The 18,740-nt window shown below is 56.4% G+C and carries 10 protein-coding genes; 5 read left to right on the top strand and 5 right to left on the bottom strand.

Annotated features, from left to right (window positions below; translation table 11 throughout):
• Positions 1–136 precede the first annotated feature (136 nt).
• From malK to malM, 3 genes are all read left to right on the top strand, one after another.
• Positions 137–1,246, top strand: coding sequence for a maltose/maltodextrin ABC transporter ATP-binding protein MalK (gene malK, locus AC2LB6_RS01855; protein ID WP_490092180.1), 1,110 nt, complete (start codon positions 137–139; stop codon positions 1,244–1,246).
• Between the two features lie 43 nt (positions 1,247–1,289).
• Positions 1,290–2,591 carry a maltoporin gene (locus AC2LB6_RS01860; protein ID WP_490092181.1) on the top strand — a complete coding sequence of 434 codons (1,302 nt, stop codon included), beginning with the start codon at positions 1,290–1,292 and terminating at the stop codon, positions 2,589–2,591.
• A 107-nt stretch (positions 2,592–2,698) separates the two neighbouring features.
• Complete coding sequence (malM, locus tag AC2LB6_RS01865; RefSeq protein ID WP_490092182.1) at positions 2,699–3,643, top strand: maltose operon protein MalM; 945 nt, start codon at positions 2,699–2,701, stop codon at positions 3,641–3,643.
• 231 nt (positions 3,644–3,874) lie between these two features.
• Here the strand turns inward: malM and malQ are convergent, their stop codons facing one another.
• Entirely contained in the window at positions 3,875–5,950 is a 2,076-nt protein-coding gene (malQ, locus tag AC2LB6_RS01870; protein ID WP_490092183.1) for a 4-alpha-glucanotransferase, read from the bottom strand.
• A gap of 8 nt (positions 5,951–5,958) precedes the next feature.
• Positions 5,959–8,361, bottom strand: a complete 2,403-nt coding sequence (malP, locus tag AC2LB6_RS01875; RefSeq protein WP_490092184.1) for a maltodextrin phosphorylase — start codon at positions 8,359–8,361, stop codon at positions 5,959–5,961.
• 282 nt (positions 8,362–8,643) lie between these two features.
• Here malP and malT point away from each other — a divergent pair, with 282 nt between their 5' ends.
• Positions 8,644–11,346: an HTH-type transcriptional regulator MalT gene (malT, locus tag AC2LB6_RS01880; RefSeq protein WP_490092185.1), complete on the top strand. Its 2,703-nt coding sequence runs from the start codon at positions 8,644–8,646 to the stop codon at positions 11,344–11,346.
• 497 nt (positions 11,347–11,843) lie between these two features.
• Positions 11,844–12,023, top strand: coding sequence for a con-10 family general stress protein (locus AC2LB6_RS01885; RefSeq protein WP_490092186.1), 180 nt, complete (start codon positions 11,844–11,846; stop codon positions 12,021–12,023).
• A gap of 1,021 nt (positions 12,024–13,044) precedes the next feature.
• On the opposite strand, the gene AC2LB6_RS01890 is transcribed toward AC2LB6_RS01885, so the two are convergent.
• From AC2LB6_RS01890 to AC2LB6_RS01900, 3 genes are all read right to left on the bottom strand, one after another.
• On the bottom strand, positions 13,045–13,602 hold the full coding sequence (locus AC2LB6_RS01890) for a diguanylate cyclase (RefSeq protein WP_490092187.1): 558 nt from the start codon (positions 13,600–13,602) through the stop codon (positions 13,045–13,047).
• A 900-nt stretch (positions 13,603–14,502) separates the two neighbouring features.
• A complete protein-coding gene (locus AC2LB6_RS01895; RefSeq protein ID WP_490092188.1) occupies positions 14,503–17,592 on the bottom strand; it encodes an efflux RND transporter permease subunit in 3,090 nt (1,029 codons plus the stop codon).
• Complete coding sequence (locus tag AC2LB6_RS01900) at positions 17,589–18,701, bottom strand: efflux RND transporter periplasmic adaptor subunit (RefSeq protein ID WP_425012062.1); 1,113 nt, start codon at positions 18,699–18,701, stop codon at positions 17,589–17,591. Before AC2LB6_RS01900 ends, AC2LB6_RS01895 begins: the two co-directional genes overlap by 4 nt.
• Positions 18,702–18,740 lie beyond the last annotated feature (39 nt).

The raw sequence follows: 18,740 nt of genomic DNA on the forward strand, positions 1-18,740 counted from the left end.
CTCCTCCTCCCGCCTCCTCCCCCAGTAGTTTGCGTTATGGCGGAGGATGTTACCGATTGTTTCCTCTCGCATAGTGAGCCCCGGAACCCGTCTGCCGCTGAGCAGACACGACTATGCAGCTAAGAGGGAAGGGATCATGGCGAGCGTTGTGTTACGCAATGTCACGAAAGCCTGGGGCGATACGGTGGTGTCGAAAGATATCGACCTCACCATTCGTGAAGGGGAATTTGTTGTTTTCGTCGGCCCATCAGGCTGTGGCAAATCGACGCTGCTGCGCATGATTGCCGGACTGGAAACCATCACCAGCGGCGAGCTGTTAATCGGCGACCAGCGGATGAATGAAGTGCCACCTGCTGAACGTGGCATCGGCATGGTGTTTCAGTCCTATGCGCTCTATCCCCATCTGTCGGTGGCCGAGAACATGTCTTTTGGCCTGAAGCTGGCCGGAGTGAAAAAAGCGGAGATCCATCAGCGCGTTAATCAGGTGGCAGAGATTCTGCAACTGGCGCACCTGCTCGATCGCCGGCCTAAAGCTCTTTCTGGCGGTCAGCGTCAGCGCGTGGCGATTGGCCGCACGCTGGTGGCGGAACCACGCGTCTTCCTGCTGGATGAGCCGCTGTCGAACCTCGATGCCGCGCTGCGCGTCCAGATGCGGATTGAGATCTCCCGTCTGCATAAGCGCCTGAAGCGCACCATGATTTATGTCACCCACGATCAGATCGAAGCGATGACGCTGGCTGACAAGATCGTGGTGCTGGATGCCGGATGCATTGCGCAGGTCGGCAAGCCGCTTGAACTCTACCACTATCCCGCTAACCGCTTTGTCGCCGGGTTTATCGGCTCACCCAAAATGAATTTCCTGCCGGTCAAAGTGACCGCCACTGCCATCGATCAGGTTCAGGTACGGCTGCCGAATCAGCAGCTGGTCTGGCTGCCGGTTGACAGCGCCGGGGTGCAGGTTGGCAGCAATATGTCACTGGGCATTCGCCCTGAACATCTGCTCTCCAGCGATATCGCCGACGTCACCCTGGAAGGGGAAGTACAGGTGGTGGAACAGCTGGGGCATGAAACACAGATCCACATCGAGATTCCCGCTATCCGTCAGAACCTGGTCTACCGCCAGGAGGACGTCGTGCTGGTAAAAGAGGGCGCCATCCTCGGTATTGGCCTGCCGCCCGAGCGTTGTCACCTGTTCCGTGAGGACGGGAGCGCGTGCCGCAGGCTGTATCAGGAGCCGGGTGTTTAGCCCTGCCAAAAACAATAAAAGCAATGACCTCAGGAGATAGAAAATGTTAACTCTGCGCAAACTCCCCATCGCCGTTGCCGTCGCGGTGGGAACCCTCTCCGCCCCGACGATGGCGGTTGATTTTACCGGTTACGCCCGTTCCGGCATCGGCTGGACCGGCAGCGGTGGCGAACAGCAATGTTTCCAGGCCACCGGTGCCCAAAGTAAGTACCGTCTGGGCAACGAATGCGAAACTTACGCCGAACTGAAATTAGGCCAGGAAGTGTGGAAAGAGGGCGACAAGAGCTTCTATTTCGACACCAACGTGGCTTACTCCGTGGCGCAGCAGAATGACTGGGAAGCCACATCACCCGCTTTCCGTGAAGCCAACGTCAAAGGTAAAAATCTGATCGACGCGCTGCCAGGCTCCACCATCTGGGCCGGTAAGCGTTTCTATCAGCGTCATGACGTTCACATGATCGACTTCTACTACTGGGATATCTCCGGTCCGGGTGCCGGTCTGGAAGATGTGGATCTGGGCTTCGGTAAGCTCTCGTTCGCCGCAACCCGTTCATCTGAAGCGGGCGGCTCTTACACCTTCTCCAGCGATCGTATCCGTGACTTCGCCACCAGCACCGCCAACGACGTGTTTGATGTGCGCCTGGCCGGGATGGAAACCAACCCGAATGGCGTGCTGGAACTGGGAGTCGATTATGGTCGTGCCAATGCCCGTGACGGCTACCGCATTGAAGATGGCGCGTCGAAAGATGGCTGGATGTTCACCGCTGAACATACCCAGAGCATGCTGAAAGGCTACAACAAATTTGTGCTGCAATACGCCACCGACGCGATGACTTCGCAGGGCAAAGGCGTGCCGCAGGGCACCAATATCAATAACAACGGCAATATGTACCGCGTTCTCGATCATGGCGCGATCTCCCTGGCGGAACGCTGGGACCTGATGTACGTCGCCATGTATCAGAACATCGATCTGGACAACAACCGTGGCACCGATTGGTACACCGTGGGTGTGCGCCCGATGTACAAATGGACGCCAATCATGAGCACCCTGCTGGAGCTGGGCTACGACAACGTCAAATCGCAACAGGCTAACGAGCGCAACGGCCAGTACAAAGTGACACTGGCGCAGCAGTGGCAGGCGGGTGACAGCATCTGGTCACGTCCGGCGCTGCGTCTGTTTGCGACCTATGCCAAATGGGATGAGAAGTGGGGCTACAGCAAAGATAACTCCGGCGATCTCACCTCCTTCGCCTCTGCGGACTCCACCGGCAACGGCATCCTGACCAATAGCCGTGGCAAAGACGACGAAGTGACCTTCGGCGCGCAGATGGAAATCTGGTGGTAAGCCAGAACCTTTTCTGACGGGCGCGGAGACGCGCCTGATGGATCTCTTTGGTCGCGGTGTGCCATTGCCTGGTTCACGCCGCGACCTGCAATAAGGTACGCATCATAATGAAAATGAAAAAACTGGCTGCACTCTGTCTGGGTGCGGTGTTACTGACAGGACACGCATTTCCCGCCCTGGCGGAGGTCAATCTGGTGCCGCAGGATCTCTCTTCTGCACCCGTCGTTGCACCTGAAACATTGCAACGCCTGAGCTGGCAGCCGCTGGCGGCCTCTCAGACGCAGACCACAAAACTCGCCAACAGCGGACAGACGCTGAATGCGCCACACATTGCCGGTCCGGTTGCGGCTTACAGTCTGCCCGCAAATATCGGCGAACTGACGCTGACGCTGAGCAGTGAAGTGGCGAATGGTCAGGTTTTCGCGCCGAACGTGCTGGTGCTTGATGAAAACCTGCGCCCTGCGGCCTGGTTCCCCAGCCGCTACTTTACCTATCAGAAGCCGGGCGTGATGGCGGCAGATCGGCTGGAAGGGGTGATGAAATTGACTCCGGCGCTGGGCCAGCAAAAAATCTACCTGCTGGTGTTCACCACCGACAGCGATCTTACCCAGACCACCATACTGCTCGATCCAGCTAAGGCCTACGCCCAGGGCACCGGCCATGCCGTGCCGGATATTCCCGATCCGGTCGCCAGCCACAGCCGCGAAGGCACGATCAAGCTGAAGATGCAGACCAGTTCCGGCTCCTCGATTCTTGTCGGGCCGCTGTTTGGTTCATCCGGCGCGAGTGCCGTCACCGTCGGCAATACTGCACCTGCGGTAGCGTACAGCGCAGCACCGGCTCCTGCTCCTGCTCCGGCCGCAGCCCCCGCGCCAAAAGCCCGTGCTGAACCGATCATGAGCGACACTGAGGGTTACTTTAACCAGAAGATCACCCAGGCGGTGAACAGCGGTAATATCGATAAGGCGCTGAAACTGCTGGATGAAGCCGAGCGGCTGGGTTCCACCTCTGCACGGCAGACCTTTATCAGTAGTGTTAAAGGCAAGGGGTGAAGCTGCCCCGACAATACTGATGTTGTTCCATCTGGTGCGCTGAGGCGCACCTTTTTTTGGCCTGGAAATCATGAATGTAATGGGTTTCGACCTTAACCGATCTTACTTAACGTTGCCGGTCAGGAGAACGTTGAGGGGTGAGAGTTGTAATGCTAAATAGGTTAGCTAACGGATTCTAAAACCCTGGAATAGTTCCAGGGGTTTTACTTTCTGAGTTCTGAACGTCAGTTCTTAATTCCGCACTGACCGCTTCCGTCGTGCCGTCAAATCGCGTAACAACGCTTCGGTTTCTGGATCGCTGAACAGCGTTTCCAGCGGCATGCTCAGCTTGCGTCGCCAGTTCGGATATTCATCGCTGGTGCCCGGAATATTGACCGGCGCGGTCATATCCAGCCAGTCCTCCGGTTGCAGTCCCAGCAGGGCGCTGTGACTGTCCGCCAGATAGCGCTGCATCGCCCGGTTTAATGCCTTACTCATGCCGGTGCGACGTGCATCGCGTCCGGCACGTTTCGGCAGCGCGCCGACCCGATGCAGACTGTTCAGCAGCGCCTGTTTCGCCCGGAGTCGATCCTGATACAGCCCGGCCAGCACCACTTTGTCCGGATAGAGACCGAGTTGCGCGCCGGTAGTCAGATCGTCACTTTGCCACCAGCCGCGCAGTGTCGGGAGATCGTGTGTGGTGGCAACGGCCATCGCCTGCCGTGGCCAGCTGGCGGGCGGTCTAAAACCGGCTTCTGAGGTCTGTTCAAACCAGAGCACTTTGTAGGAGTAGACCCCACCATCCCGCAGCTTATCGACAATCGCTTCCGGCACCGTCCCGAGATCTTCACCAATCACCATGCAGCGATGACGCTGGCTTTCCAGCGCCAGAATCGCCAGCAGATCGTCGATGGGATAGTGCACATAAGCCCCGTGCATCGCGCTTTCACCGGCCGGGATCCACCATAGCCGCATTAGTGCCATCACATGGTCAATACGCAGCGCGCCGCAGTGGCGCATATTGGCGCGCAGCAGGGCGATCCACGGCTCCCAGGCACGCTGCCGCATCACCTGCGGATCCATGGGCGGCAATCCCCAGTCCTGTCCACGCGGGCCGAGAATATCGGGCGGCGCACCGATGCTGGCGTCCATGCAGTAGAGATCGCGCTCGCTCCAGGTCTCTGCGCCACCCTGCGCGACGCCTACCGCCAGATCGCGGTATAGGCCAATCGGCATCTGCTGCTGCTGGCAGCTGTTCCAGCAGCTTTCAAACTGCTGTGCGGCCAGCCACTGCAGCCAGAGCCAGAAACGCACCTGATCCTGATGCTGTTTCAAAAATGTCTGCACCGCCGGGCTACCGGGATTCTGCAACGCCTCCGGCCACACCGGCCAGCCCCAGCGCCCGCTATCCTGTGCTATCTGATCGGCATGCAGCGCATCAAACAGCGCCTGATGCTGCAGGCTTTCTCCACCTTCACGAATAAATGCGGTAAACGCCTGCACCTCAGGATCGGCGGCGTCACGCTGGGTAAACTGCGGCCACGCCAGGCTCAGCGCCTGAATCTTCAACCGGGTTACCGTCGCATAATCGACCCACTCGGCCGCGCGTGCCTGCTCCAGCGTCTGCTGCGTTTCCGGCAGTTGCCACCAGGCCTGTGCGGCCGCGCTCAACTGGAAGTCAGTCACCGCGCCCACATCGATGTAAAGCACATTGAGCCAGCGCCGGGACGAAGGACTGTAAGGACTGGCACTCTCCGGGCTGGAAGGAAACAGTGCATGAATAGGGTTGAGGCCGATAAACGCGCCACCACGTGCGGCGACTTCCGGCAGCATACGGCGCAGATCGCCAAAGTCGCCAATGCCCCAGTTCTGCGCCGAGCGCAGGGTGTACAGCTGCACGCAGGCACCCCACAAGGATTCACCTGCCAGCAGTGCCGGGGGTTCATAACAGCGAGCCGGGGCGATAACCACCCGGCACGACCACTGCTGCGCGCCCTGTTGCAGCGTCAGTTGATGATAGCCTTCGGGCAGCGGCGGCAGATGCAGTGGCTGCGGGGGCTGGCAGCGACCCGAGCTAGTCTCTCCCGCCTCGCTGGTGAGATGCCAGTGGGCATCATCACTCAGCTGAGGCGACAGGCTCAGCAGATCGCCGCTGCGGAAAATCACCACCGGTGGCAGCGGCGTGTTCAGCGGATGCGGAGGCTGCATCACCGCCAGCAAACGCTGGCGGGTCAGGGTCGGAATCGCCTGTGGCTTGCCGTGAGCATTGATATACTCAGCGGCGATGCCCGCCAGGGAAAAAACATCCATAACCGGATCTGTTTTCATGGCGTTCCTTAGCGTTTCGCTTGCCAGATACGTTGCTGATAATCGCGGATTGCGCGATCGGAGCTGAACATGCCACAGCGTGCAGTATTAAGGATGGTGGCACGTGTCCATGCCTCCTGATCGCTCCACAGTAGTTCAACCTGCGCCTGCGCATCCAGGTAGGGCTGGAAGTCAGCCAGCACCAGATAAGGATCGCCGCCTTCCGGGCCAAGACTGTGCAGCATCGCGTCAAAAGCGTGGAGGTCACCCTGACTGAAGGTGCCATCTTCCAGAGCCTTTAACACCTGATTGAGCTGTGGATCTTTTTTGCGCCACTGATCCGGGGCATAGCCGCCCGCTTTTAACGCCACCACCTGTTCGACGGTATGCCCGAAGATAAAGATATTTTCGCTGCCGACCTGCTCGGCGATCTCGACGTTTGCCCCATCCAGTGTGCCGATGGTCAGTGCGCCATTGAGTGCCAGCTTCATGTTACCGGTGCCGGAGGCCTCTTTACCTGCGGTAGAAATCTGTTCAGAAAGGTCAGCGGCCGGAATCAGGCGCTCGGCGACGGAGACGTTGTAATCGGGAATAAACACCACCTTCAGGCGATCGCCGATGCGCGGATCCTGATTGATCACTTCGGCCACTTTGTTGATGGCGTAAATGATGTTTTTCGCCAGCGCATAGCCCGGCGCGGCTTTAGCACCAAACAGCACCACGCGCGGTGCGCGGTTCGCCTGCGGATCGGTGACCAGCGTCTGCCACAGCGCAATGATGTGCAGCAGGCTCAGATGCTGACGTTTGTATTCATGCAGGCGCTTAATCTGCACATCAAACAGTGCGGTGGGGTCGATCTCAATGCCGGTCCGGGTTTTGATCCAGCCGACCAGCGCCTGTTTGTTCTGCTGCTTGATGGCGCGATACTCCGCGCGGAACGCGGCGTCATCGGCAAAGGCTTCCAGTCCCTGCAGGGCATCGAGATCGTTCAGCCAGGGCTTGTTGAGCGTGCGGGTGATCAGCGCACTCAGCGCCGGGTTGCACTGATTAATCCAGCGGCGCGGCGTAATACCGTTGGTCACGTTATGGAATTTCTCCGGCCACATCTGGTGATATTCCGGGAAGAGATCCTGCACCACCAGTTTCGAGTGCAGCGCCGCCACACCATTGACCGCGAAGCCACTGGTCACGCACACGTTCGCCATCCGCAGCTGGTTATTGTGCACCAGCGCCAGTTTTGCCCACTTCGCTTCATCGTCCGGCCAGCGCGCCGTAACAGCTGTTTTCAACTGGGCATTCAGGGTATTGATGATCATCATGTGGCGCGGCAGCAGGCTGCGCACCAGCCGTACATCCCAGCACTCCAGCGCTTCCGGCATCAGGGTGTGGTTGGTGTAGGCAAAGGTGTTCTGGGTGATCTGCCAGGCGCGATCCCAGCTCAGCTGATGTTCATCCAGTAGCAGGCGCATCAGCTCCGGAATCGCCAGCGTTGGATGGGTGTCGTTAAGCTGGATTACTTCGTGATTGGCCAGGGTTTCAATGCTGCGTCCGGCCAGATGGTGGCGACGCAGAATGTCAGCCAGCGCGCAGGCACACTGGAAATATTGCTGCATCAGACGCAGCTTTTTACCGTTCTGGTGATTGTCATTCGGGTAGAGCACTTTGGTCAGTTTTTCTGCATCAATGCCCTGTTGCTCCGCCCGCAGAAAGTCGCCGTTGTTAAAGCGGCTGAGGTTAAATGGCTGAGCATGTTTCGCCTGCCACAAACGCAGTGGCTGGCTGATGCCATTCTCAAAACCGACCACCGGCAGATCCCAGGCTTCACCGATGAGCTCAAACGCCGGTTGCCACTGCGGCTGACCCGCATCCGTCACCACTTTACCGCCCAGTCCGACTCGCACGTTAAGCGCGGCGTTATGGTTAAACCACGGGTAGCGATCGCGCTGCCAGTCATCCGGACCTTCTACCTGCGCGCCCTGTTCAAAACGCTGGCGGAACAGACCGTACTGATAGTTCAGACCGTAGCCGATTGCAGGCTGACCCACATTGGCCATCGAATCCAGGAAACAGGCCGCCAGACGACCGAGGCCGCCGTTGCCCAGCGCCGGGTCGGTTTCGTTTTCCAGCACGTCGGTCAGTGAAATATTCCAGGCAGAGAGCGCGTCGTTAACCGCGTCATACCAGCCCAGGTTCAACAGGTTGTTGCCGGTCAGGCGACCGATCAGAAACTCCATCGACAGGTAGTTAACATGACGCAGTTCTGTCGGGGACGGGGGAGCAGGCTGTGCGGCAAGCATATCGGCCAGCGCACCGCTAAGTGCCTGCCACCACTGTGCATGGGTCATCTCCTGCGCGTCGCGCAGGCCAAAACGCTGCCACTGACGGGTCAGGGCAGCATTGAACTGAATCGGGTTAAATTCGGGCTGTGTCATGGTTAATGTCCTGTAAAAACAGAAAGTAGGTCAATGTGATGACAGTCTGCCCTTGCTGAAACTTACGCTCATCCTCCTGCAAAGAATTAGCGCAGGAGGATAGGGAGGGTGGAGAGGGTGAGGCAATTCCTAAATCGTTGAAGGAGTGTGATAGCGCACGCTTTTGTAAAGATTAGTTAATGGGTTTGCTTGCATTCATCAGACGAAATGCTGAACCTGTGTAAGGAATAATTACGAAGCGTAAAATAATGATGCGCTCGACGAATGGAGAAACGCGCGCCCATGTTAATACCCGCCAAACTCAGCCGCCCGGTCCGTCTTGAAGGCACCGTCATCCGTGAAAGATTGCTGCAAAAGCTTACCGCTGCCGGTAACTATCGGCTGGTGCTGGTCACCAGTCCGGCGGGCTACGGCAAAACTACACTGGTGTCGCAGTGGGCAGCGGGCAAAAGCGATCTGGGCTGGGTTTCTTTAGACGAGGGCGATAATCAGCCGGAGCGCTTTGCCGATTACCTGATCGCGGCACTGCAACAGGCCACCCTCGGCGGCTGTCCCCGCAGTGAACTGCTGGCGCAGAAGCGGCAATATGTCAATCTCAATACGCTGTTTTCTCAACTGTTTATCGAGCTGGTGGAGTGGCAGCAGCCGCTGTGGCTGATCGTTGATGACTACCATCTGATCACCAACCCGGTCATTCACGACGCAATGCGCTTTTTCCTGCGCCATCAGCCTGAAAATCTGACCCTGATTCTGATGTCACGTAACCTGCCGCAGCTCGGTATTGCTAACCTGCGGGTGCGTGAGCAACTGATTGAGTTGGGCAGCCAGCAGCTGGCTTTCACCCATCAGGAGGCGCGACAGTTTTTTGACTGCCGTCTGGCGGCGCCGCTTGAAAGCGAAGAGAGCAGCCGCCTCTGTGATGATGTGGCGGGCTGGGCGACGGCGCTGCAGCTGATCGTGCTGTCGGCGCGACAGGGAGCCAGTTCGGCTCAGCATTCTGCCCGGCGCCTCTCCGGAATTAACGCCAGCCATCTCGCCGACTATCTGGTGGAAGAGGTGCTGGATAACGTCGATCTGCCCACCCGCCATTTCTTACTGAAAACTGCATTGCTGCGATCAATGAACGATGAGTTGATCGCCTGCGTGACCCGTGAAGAGAACGGCCAGATGCGGCTGGAGGAGATTGAGCGCCAGGGTCTGTTTCTGCAGCGCATGGACGATTCCGGCTGCTGGTTCAGCTACCATCCGCTATTTGGCAACTTCCTGCGTCAGCGCTGTCAGTGGGAACTGGCGGCGGAGCTGCCTGCGCTGCATCGGGCTGCGGCCGAGAGCTGGATGGCGCAGGGTTTTCCGGGCGAGGCGATTCATCATGCGCTCGCCTCGGGCGACGCCACCATGCTGCGGGACGTGCTGCTGAAGCACGCCTGGACACTGTTTAATCAGAGCGAGCTGCCGCTGCTGGAGAACTCACTGAAAGCGCTGCCGTGGGAGATGATGCTGGAGAATCCGATGCTGGTGCTGCTGCAGGCCTGGCTGATGCAGACGCAGCATCGCTTCTCTGAAGTTGACAGTCTGCTGGCACGTTTTGAACAGGCCAGCCGCTGCGAAATTGATACCGCACTGCGCGGTGAGTTTAATGCGTTGCGCGCCCAGGTGGCGATCAACGATGGCGATACCGATGAAGCGGAGCGACTGGCGAAAGTGGCGCTAGACACCCTGCCAGCCAGTCGTCACTATAGCCGCATTGTGGCGACCTCGGTGCATGGCGAAGTGATGCACTGCAAAGGCGAGCTGGATGATTCGCTCAAGCTGATGCGGCAGACCGAACAGATGGCGCGTCGTGATGAGGTATGGCACTACGCGCTCTGGAGCATGATTCAGCAGAGCGAGATTCTGTTTGCGCAGGGCTTTTTGCAGGCCGCCTATGAGATTCAGAGCCGCGCCTTTGTGCTGGTGGAAGAGCAGCATCTGGCGCAGTTCCCGCTGCATGAGTTTCTGCTGCGCATTCGCGCTCAACTGCTGTGGGCCTGGGGCCGGCTGGAAGAGGCGGAGCAGGCGGCGCGGGAAGGCATCAAGGTGTTGAATGGTTACCTGCCGCAGCAACAGATTCAGTGTCTGGGGCTGCTGGTACAGTGCTCACTGGCACGCGGCAATATTGATAATGCCCGCAGCTACCTGAACCGGCTTGAAAACCTGCTGAACAACGGCAACTGGCACAGCGACTGGATTGCGAATGCCGATAAAGTCCGGGTGATCTACTGGCAGATGACCAGCGACAGCCAGAGCGCCCGCGACTGGATGCGGCAGACACCCAAACCCGCCTTCGCCAACAACCATTTTCTGCAGGGACAGTGGCGTAACATTGCCCGCGCGCAGATCCTGCTGGGTGACGTCAGCCAGGCGGAAGTGGTGCTGGAGGAGCTGAATGAAAATGCCCGCGCCCTGCGCCTGATGAGCGACTTAAACCGTAATCTGTTGCTGTTGAATCAGATCTACTGGCAGACCGACCGCAAGGCGGAGGCGCAGCGCGTACTGATCGAAGCGCTGAAACTGGCGCGCAGCACCGGCTTTATCAGCCATTTTGTGATCGAAGGCGAGATGATGGCGCAGCAACTGCGGCAACTGATTCAGCTCAATACTCTGAATGAGCTGGACAGCCACCGCGCCCGCCGCATCCTGCAGGAGATTAATAAATATCACCGTCACAAGTTCGCCCATTTCGATGAAGGCTTTGTCAGTCGGTTGCTTAACCATCCTGACGTGCCGGAGCTGATCCGAACCAGTCCCCTGACGCAGCGTGAATGGCAGGTGCTGGGGCTGATCTATTCAGGCTACAGCAACGACCAAATCGCCGGTGAGCTGGCAGTGGCTTCGACCACCATCAAAACCCATATCCGCAATCTCTATCAGAAGCTGGGCGTCACCCACCGCAGCGAAGCGATGAATCAGGTGCAGTCGCTGCTGAAAATGATGGGATATGTCTGACGACAGCTGTTTACAGCGCGGGCTTTAGCCCGCTTATGCTGAAAATGTAAAAGCGTAACGAGAAAATCACCCCCTTGAGCCAGCATGTGTTATCAAACCGCAGAAGGTTTAAGGGGAGTGTTCAGGCGGGCTTTCGGGCAGTACGCCAGCGGCAGACTTACCGGGTAAACGTCAGCGGTTTCTTATTATCGATATGTTCCTTCACTGACTTTTTCAGGTCCGGAAAAATGCTGCGATCGGGTCCCACATCCATTATTGCCGCCTCGTTAAATATCGTAAATGGTATATTTATTTGACTGAAAAGAAGATTTTTAAAATAAGCACGACGGCAAAATTTACTCGCTTCGCTTTATTTGTCGGCTCGTTTTAAATTTTTTTTGCGTTATTTATTAGAGTGTCTATGCTTATTTACTGAAGGGTGACTGACGGCTAAGTTATATTGTCGTCTGCCATTTTCGACGAAGTTAAAATTACTTACTGATTAAAGAGAGGTATTTATGACTGAACATCGCGGTGGTTCTGGTAACTTTGCAGAAAATCCTGAAAAAGCCTCTGAAGCGGGCAAAAAAGGTGGACAAAATAGCGGCGGAAACTTCGCTAACGATCGTGAAAAGGCGTCTGAAGCCGGTAAAAAAGGTGGCGAAAACAGCCATGGCGGCGGACGTAAGAACGATTGACGCAGTATAACGGTTGAAGGATACCTGCACCTGCGGAATCAACCCCCCTGGTTTCCGGATCTGCATTTATCCAGCCGTTAATACCGGCGTCGCAGGCCGGGCAGTATCAGACACTGCCCGGCCTGTTACTTATGTTTTTATGGCAACTGGCCGCGATAGGTTATTATTACATTATCTTAATACAATATATCCGCTCTACAGATTCCGCCTTTCTCCGCTTATTATTTTCATTCGCCTGATACCCTTTTTTCTCACAACCTCCATCTGCTGTTTCTGTGTGAAGTTACCCCCCCAGGGGATATTTGCCCGTCCCATTATTTTCATCCTTCTGAGAACGGCAGGCCGTCGTGGCATAAGTCAGCTTTCGCTTTATGCGGGGGAACTTTTATTCTGGCACGAGCATCGGCATCGGGCGACGTGACGTTATACGAGGATGCGCCGGTTTTTCCTGTCACGATGGGATTTATTGTTCTGCTTTTACTCAACCGTTCTGCTGCTTTACGGATGTCTCGCTATGCCCGCCTATCCCGTTAGATTAAAGGAGACGTCGTACGCTTCTCAGTAGAAGAGTTGTATGAAGCTGAGCGCTCGGCAGGCGTAAGAATTGTGAAGATGAGTTGATACGCCAGAAAGGTGTCTTGCATCTCTGAGACTGAAGGCGGCATAGGCGTTTATTTCCTGACCGTGACGACGTCCGGGCCGGTTTGCCCGCTTTACCGCCAGCGCCCGTGAAGAGGTTATCTGCGTCCCTGCAAAAGAGGCATAGACCTGCAATCACGGCGGGTTCACGCAGCGGGAATGCCTGCGGTGACCGTAATGCATAGGGCACTATGGACAGCTGCGCTACATACACTCAGGTCCGGCGCATAACAAGTATTTCCCTGAGTCATCCGGGTACTGGGTTATCTAATGCTAAAAGAGCCGGTCGCGTATTAAGCCAGACTGGAGTGGTGCCGGTTATCTCATCGCGGGCAACGTATGCAGCTCAGCATGCGGCATTTTAACTCACTGTTTTAAAAATTTAGCGTGGGTGTTTTGCTGCTTTTTTTGAACGACGGTACTCTTCAAGGTATGGCAGGACTTCCAGCACAAAAATACCCGTAAGCACAGCCACAATGTAGGCTGTTGGCAACGGATCTCTCCTTTGTTTCAGTTCAAAACGTGCTGGCTCGTCTCCGAAACCAAACAGCGCCAGAAACTGTGGCCAGTGTCGTGAAATCACCAGCAGCAGCGCCATAAGAGGAACCATTTCCAGAAAACTGTGCACATGCTGTTCAACCGGGGAGACCCGTCTTGCCGTAACGGCATAGCTGACATCCCACAGCGCAGTAGCTTCATGACAGAAAAACAGCACAATCATAAATCCAATAACCAGCGCATTCACATCCAGAAACAGTGCAGAAAGCAATGGAAGCCCCATCTCAAGAAACATCAGGATATGAATATAGGTTTCCTTGAGTCCGGTTGTCTTTTCAATATCCGTAGCCCGGTGACAAAGCCAGTCGGTGAAACCGGCAATAAGCCATACGGGAAGGACAAAGTAAAGCAGCAGCAACATCTGAGGATCGAAATTAAGCATTAAACTTGACCTGTATACCTGAAACAGTAAAGCATAGGATTCATGCAATGATGTGCAAGTATTTAAGAGAAAGAACCGGCGCTGCAGCATATTAATCACGGGCTGACAGGACAACATTATTCATCAGGAAGCAGGCTGACACTTTTTCTTGCAGGAAGAGATTTCGCCTGTAGTGATAACGTTGTAAGAAGTCAGGGGATTTACATATTCCGTTCCGCTTTTTTTAGCCTTCCGGAGCCGGTTACTACAGACATCAGTGCGCGAAGGAAGAACCCCGGAAGTAACCCTGTTGCAAACCGGACGCTTTCACTATTTTGATTAGTTTTAGGATTTTTCTATGTTTTAGTGAAATATTACGCGTTAAGTTAAATCAGGCCCGGGCACGTCTGTTATCCAGGAGATAGTCGGCCCGTTAAATAGTAGCATCAGGTAGTGGGGTTAACTAACTTTATCTATGCTGATGCCTTAACTGGCAGCGCAGTATAAAAAGAAGAAACGCGATAAAGCAGGCTATCGCCTCTATCCCTCCTGATGAGGTGACTGCATAAAAAGCCAGCACAGGATGCCAGCCATGTCGTTACGACGTCAGAGCCCATAGGCAGAAACCTGAGCAAAGCGGATGCCAGACTCGCGTGATGACACGCCTTACTGATCCCCGATATCCGGAAATGTGTGAAGGATAGTGTTAACAGAGAGTATGCCATTACCCGAACGTCACTCCATAAGCCGGCGCCATGCCTTCCCGGAACCGCATCCGAAAGGAGTGACAATGGTGCAACCGGTCATAACTATTCGCTTTTGACTTGCAAAAACCCTGCGTTAAAACCTCTTCATTCAATGCTATGAGTTAAAGGGCGTGAATCCCTTATTCAGGCATTCACGCCCTTTACTGTGTCAGCTTCAGGTCAGGGCTTTTTTGTCAGCAGGCGTCGGTGTCTCAGGGCGAATTCTGAACCAGATCGCGTACATCGCGGGCAGGAACACCAGCGTAATGATGGTACCGCCTAACGTGCCGCCAATCAGGGTATAAGCCAGGGTTCCCCAGAAGACTGAGTGCGTAAGCGGTATAAATGCCAGTATGGCGGCCATTGCCGTCAGTAAAACCGGACGGGCACGTTGTACCGTTGCCTCCACCACCGCATCAAAAGGCGCGAGGCCTTCCTGTTCATTATGGTGAATCTGGCCTATCAGGATCAGGGTGTTACGCATCAGGATACCCGACAGCGCAATCAGGCCAACCAGGGCATTAATGCCAAACGGCTGGTTAAACAGCAGTAACGTGGGCACCACACCAATCAGCCCCAGTGGAGCGGTAAGGAAAACCATCACCATCGCTGACATCGACCGTACCTGCAGAATGATAATCAGCAGCGTCACGGCAATCATTATCGGGAACAGCGGCGCCATCGCTTTCGTCGCTTTAACTGATTCCTCGATAGAGCCCGCCTGCTCAATACGGTATCCAGCCGGAAGTTTGTCGATTACCGGCTGCAGTTCTTTGAGCATGGCGGTGGAGACATCCGGTGGCTGCAGGTGCTCAGCGATATCGCCACGTACTGTAATTGTCGGGGTGCGATCGCGACGACGCAGAATCGGATCTTCCATGCGGACGCCGACTTCCCCTATCTGTGAAAGCGGAACACGCTGACCGGCAGAACCGACTAAGGTAAAGCCCGCTATTTTGGCCGGATCAAGCCGGATGTCACCCGCCGCGCGTCCCATAACCTGCACAGAGCGGATGTCTTCACGCACCGATGTGATCGGAACGCCTGAAAGCAGGAACTGAAGCTGCTGTGCAACAGCATTTGAGGTCAGACCCACGGCCTGCAGACGATCCTGATTGAGCGTGAAATGCAGCGTCGGCACCCGCGGGCCCCAGTCCGTATTGACGGTTCTCATCATCGGACTGGCTTGCATCACCGCCTCAACTTTGTCTGCAATAGCGCGCAGCGTGTTCGGATCCGGGCCCATAACGCGATAAGCCACCGGGTAGGGCGAGTAGGGACCAAACACCAGCTGTGTCACGCGGACGCGCGCTTCTGGTGCCAGTCCGTGAGCCGCCGCTTCGCGCAGCCGGAACTTCAGCGCCTCACGCGCCTCCTGGCTGTCCGTCAGCACCACAATTTTTGCAAACGAGGGGTCAGGGAGTTCGGGTGCCATGGCCAGATAAAAACGCGGTGACCCCTGGCCGATATAGGACGTGACGATATTTGCCTCTTTCTGCTTCTGAAGCCACGCTTCGATTTTTGCAGTCGTGGCGCTGGTCTCCTCGATTGAGGTGCCATAAGGCATCTGAACTTCTACCAGCACTTCCGGACGGTCTGAGGTTGGGAAAAACTGTTTTTTAACCAGCCCCATACCGAGAATAGCGACGGTAAAGATGGCAATAACCGATCCTGCTACCAGCCATTTTTTCGCGATAACGCGAGTCAGTACGCGCCGGAAGCGATTGTAATGACGGGTGTTGTAGATGGCAGCATGCCCACCCTCCACCGTTTTGATTTCTGGCAGCATTTTCACGCCCAGATAAGGCGTAAAGACCACCGCTACCACCCATGAGGCGATCAGGGCGATGCCCACAATCCAGAACATATTGCTGGTATATTCGCCAGCGGTGGACTGTGCAAACCCGTTGGGCATAAAGCCCACAGCCGTAACCAGCGTACCCGCCAGCATCGGCGCCGCCGTATGGCTCCAGGCATAGGCGGACGCTTTGATACGGTCGTAGCCTTCCTCCATTTTCACCACCATCATTTCTATGGCGATAATGGCGTCATCCACCAGCAAACCCAGTGCCAGGATCAGGGAACCCAGCGTGATGAGGTCAAAGTTCTTACCGGAAGCCTCCATCACGACAAAAACGACAGCCAGCGTCAGTGGCACGGCGGCGGCGACCACAACGCCCACCCGCCAGCCCATACTGACGAAGCAGACCACCATTACCACCAGCAGGGCGACAAAAAACTTGACCATGAACTCATCAACGGCGGAACTGATGTTGACGGACTGATCGGTAACCTTGGTCAGCGTCATGCCAAGTGGCATACCCTGATTGATTCTGGCCGTTTCCTCATCCAGCGCTTTACCGAGATCCAGACCGTTCCAGCCATCACGCATGATGATGCCCAGCAAAAGAGCCGGTTCTCCCTGGTTACGCACCATAAAGGTCGCTGGATCTTCGTAGCCTCGTTCAACCGTTGCCACGTCCGAGAGACGCAGCGTTCTGCCCTGGGCTACAACAGGCGTTTCGCGGATTTTCTCCAGTTTGTCGAAGGCACCATCAAGACGAATAAAGACCTGGGGTCCGCTGGTATCAATCGAACCGGCAGGGGTCAGAACGTTCTGACTGTTCAGTGCGGAAAAGATATCCTGCGGCGAGATACCGAGCGTGGCCAGCCGGTCATGAGAGAACGAGACAAAAATCCGCTCACTCTGCTCACCAATAATGTTGACCTTTTTTACGCCGGGCACATGCAGAAGCTGCTGGCGCAGCGATTCTGCATCCCGGGCCATTACGCGCTGTGGCTCCCCCTTAGCCTTAAGCGCAAAGAGCGCAAAGGTAACGTCAGAGAACTCATCGTTAATCATCGGTCCGATCACGCCCGCCGGCAGGCTTTTAGCTTCATCACCCAGCTTTTTACGTGCCTGATAGAATTCCTCCTGCACTTCTGACGGCGGCGTGCTGTCCTGCAGTGACAGCATGGTAAAAGCCAGACCGGGACGGGTGTAGGTCTCACTGCGGTCATACCACTTGAGCTCCTGCAGACGCTTTTCAAGTGGCTCGGCAACCTGATCCTGCATTTCCCGGGCGGTTGCACCCGGCCAGGCAGAGATAATGGTCATCTGCTTGACAGTAAACGGCGGATCTTCAGCCCGTCCGAGTTCGAAGAACGACAGAATACCGGCGACAGTAATCAGAATAATGAGGAACAGGGTGATTGAACGCTCGCGAACCGCAAGCGCGGAAAGGTTGAAACGCCCGCTGCTCATGGCTGACTCCCGGCAGCAGTAGCGCTGTTGGGTGGTGGCGCTATTCGCACTGCTTCTCCGTCATGCAGCAGATGTGCCCCCAGCGCGACTACCTGATCGCCCGGCCGAAGGCCACCGGTTACGCTGGCTGCATCGTCCCCCAGGCCGAGCACCTGGACAGATTGCCATGACACTTTGGCCGGCTTGCCTGAAATAGCCCAGACGCCAGCACCTTTGCCCGGGTCATAAATCGCTGCCAGTGGTACCTGTAATACCTGACCGGGCATTTTATCTTCTGCTATATGCAGCGTAACGGTGGAGCCGAGCGGCGCGCTGGCCAGCGCGCCTTCAAGCACATACCTTGCTTCAAAAGTCCGCGTTACAGGATCAGCCGCATCGGAAAGGAGACGCAGCCTGGCGGAAACAGACTGCTTTGCTGAACCGTACAGCGTGGCCTGCGCCTCGCTGCCAATTGCCGGCCGCAGCGTCTCGGGCAGTTGTACGATGGCTTCACGCTGGCCTGCTCTCGCCACCCTGACGACTGGCTGGCCTGCCGCAACGACCTGTCCGGGTTCGGCCAGCGTATCCATGACCACGCCGTCCGCATCCGCCAGCAGTACGGCGTAACCTGTTGCATTACGGGCGACATTGGCCTGAGCCTGAGCAGCGCTGAGTTCGGCCCTGGCCGAATCTGCGGCGGCTTTTATCTGGTCGTACGCCGACGCAGAAACAGCGCCTGCAGCGACCAGCCCGCGATAACGCGCCTCATCATCCGTTGCCTGTCTGGCGCGAGCCCGCGCAGCCGCAACGGCCTGTGCCTGCGCCTGCGCCTGGAGACTCAGGTCAACCGGATCCAGACGCATTAAGGGCTGTCCACGCTTAACGGTCTGGCCGGTATCGACCAGACGCTCAAGAATTTTGCCCTCTACCCGGAAGCCAAGGTCGCTTTGGGTGCGTGCCACAACAACGCCGGTGAACGCGCGGTAGGCATCGGCAGCACTCACCACGGTAGCAGCCCTGACCAGGGGAGGCTGAGTACGCGGATCGTCGGCGCCGGACGGGTCGCCGCAGGCCACCAGGGCCAGCGGCAACAGGCAGAGAGCAAGGGTGGCAGGTTTGAGCCTGAGCATAGGTTACCTTATTCATTAAGCATGACAGTGAACGCATTT

The sequence above is a fragment of the Pantoea sp. RCC30.1 genome (assembly GCF_058148845.1).

Coding starts and splice junctions, on each gene's coding strand:
- malK (WP_490092180.1), top strand. CDS start 137: ATGGCGAGCGTTGTGTTACGCAATGTCACGAAAGCCTGGGGCGATACG.
- AC2LB6_RS01860 (WP_490092181.1), top strand. CDS start 1,290: ATGTTAACTCTGCGCAAACTCCCCATCGCCGTTGCCGTCGCGGTGGGA.
- malM (WP_490092182.1), top strand. CDS start 2,699: ATGAAAATGAAAAAACTGGCTGCACTCTGTCTGGGTGCGGTGTTACTG.
- malQ (WP_490092183.1), bottom strand. CDS start 5,950: ATGAAAACAGATCCGGTTATGGATGTTTTTTCCCTGGCGGGCATCGCC.
- malP (WP_490092184.1), bottom strand. CDS start 8,361: ATGACACAGCCCGAATTTAACCCGATTCAGTTCAATGCTGCCCTGACC.
- malT (WP_490092185.1), top strand. CDS start 8,644: ATGTTAATACCCGCCAAACTCAGCCGCCCGGTCCGTCTTGAAGGCACC.
- AC2LB6_RS01885 (WP_490092186.1), top strand. CDS start 11,844: ATGACTGAACATCGCGGTGGTTCTGGTAACTTTGCAGAAAATCCTGAA.
- AC2LB6_RS01890 (WP_490092187.1), bottom strand. CDS start 13,602: ATGCTTAATTTCGATCCTCAGATGTTGCTGCTGCTTTACTTTGTCCTT.
- AC2LB6_RS01895 (WP_490092188.1), bottom strand. CDS start 17,592: ATGAGCAGCGGGCGTTTCAACCTTTCCGCGCTTGCGGTTCGCGAGCGT.
- AC2LB6_RS01900 (WP_425012062.1), bottom strand. CDS start 18,701: ATGCTCAGGCTCAAACCTGCCACCCTTGCTCTCTGCCTGTTGCCGCTG.